The sequence below is a fragment of the Gilliamella sp. Occ4-3 genome, assembly GCF_001690675.1.
Lineage (GTDB): Bacteria > Pseudomonadota > Gammaproteobacteria > Enterobacterales > Orbaceae > Gilliamella > Gilliamella bombi.
The window spans coordinates 1-1,316 of record NZ_LZHR01000093.1 but is presented as its reverse complement, the minus strand read 5'-3'; the positions used below and the strand labels follow the sequence as shown (position 1 = coordinate 1,316).

Below are 1,316 nucleotides of genomic sequence, written 5' to 3'. Positions count from 1 at the left end.
TTTAAAAAAATGGTTAAAAGCATCACCTTTGATAATGGAACCGAATTTAATTATCATCATGCTATTGAGCATTATTTAAATACTACCGTGTACTTTGCGGAGCCTTATAAAAGCTGGCAAAGAGGCACAAATGAAAACACCAATGGCTTAATACGTCAGTTTATACCTAAGTCAGCGGCCATTTCATTAGTTGACGACAAACAGATAAAGAAAATACAATATCTATTGAACACACGCCCAAGAAAACGGCATAAGTTTAAAAGCCCTGCCGATTTTTATTCTAAGGAGTTAAGAAGAATTGCACTTCATGGTGTAATCTAGGAATACTATAAAAAATTTAATAATAACAAGAACTATTTAATGCCTTCCAAAGCAGCAGATTTATGGGGTAGAAAGTTATTACCGGAAACTTTTTTACCTTTTGCGATTGACGCAGGTGGTAATTATTTCTGCATCGATATTAATAATGGAAAAATATACTACTATACTCTTGACACATGGTCAGACAATTTATCTTTAACGGATAATCAAGATAAGAGTACTCTTTTTCTATGCAATAGCTTTAATGAATTTATTTCTGAATTAGTGTGTGAAGATGATCTAGATGATTTATACGGTTTATAAATAATAGCCGTCAGGTTAATCTGCTCCCAGTTGGTATTGAAGACAATATTTATACATAAAAACTGGCTTATATTACAATACTTTCAGGTATTATGCTCCGGATATTGTCCACTTTGTTCAGCTTGATCCGTTTTAGGTTTTTAGTCAGGTTTAACCTGTGTCAGTATGAGCTTAACGGATTGGTTTTAATGCCTTAAATAAAATAATAAAACGCTAATTGATGGCTCCAATTTAAGCTAAATTAGGTATATAATTTGAAAAAACAATAAATGAGATCGGTAATGACTAGTCAAAATAGTGTAAGTTCTATTTCTGTTTCACATCTTTTAGAAGCTAAACCAGCTTTTTGTTGTCAGTTAGATGGTAAAGGCAAAGCGCTACCACTTAATGAACAGAGTAAACCTTCAATTTCACAACCATTTTGGATTCATTTAGATTTTGCTAAACAAGAAACCATCAATTGGGTAAATAATACAAATCTAGTTCCAGATTTGATTAAAAATGAATTGCTAAAACCTAAGCAAATATCCAAGGAAATTCGTTTTGAGTCGGGTGTTTTAGTGGTTTTAAAAGGTGTTAATTTTGTTCCCAATGAGCTTCCCGATCCTATTGTTACCTTTCGTTTTTATATAACTGATAACATGATTATTTCAACACGGCATCAACAAATTTCGGCTATTGCTGAATTAAAG

3 protein-coding genes are annotated in these 1,316 nt (G+C 32.1%); all 3 read left to right on the top strand.

Annotated features, from left to right (window positions below; all coding sequences use genetic code 11):
• Positions 1-321: IS30 family transposase (locus A9G44_RS09495; RefSeq protein WP_143426366.1), on the top strand; the 321-nt coding region annotated here is incomplete at its 5' end.
• 39 nt (positions 322-360) lie between these two features.
• Complete coding sequence (locus A9G44_RS09490; RefSeq protein ID WP_065610659.1) at positions 361-624, top strand: SMI1/KNR4 family protein; 264 nt, start codon at positions 361-363, stop codon at positions 622-624.
• Positions 625-905: 281 nt separating this feature from the next.
• Positions 906-1,316: CorA family divalent cation transporter (locus A9G44_RS09485; protein ID WP_218837581.1), on the top strand; the 411-nt coding region annotated here is incomplete at its 3' end.

What these genes read in the sequence shown, in the direction of transcription:
- A9G44_RS09490 (WP_065610659.1), top strand. Translation starts at nt 361, where the DNA reads ATGCCTTCCAAAGCAGCAGATTTATGGGGTAGAAAGTTATTACCGGAA.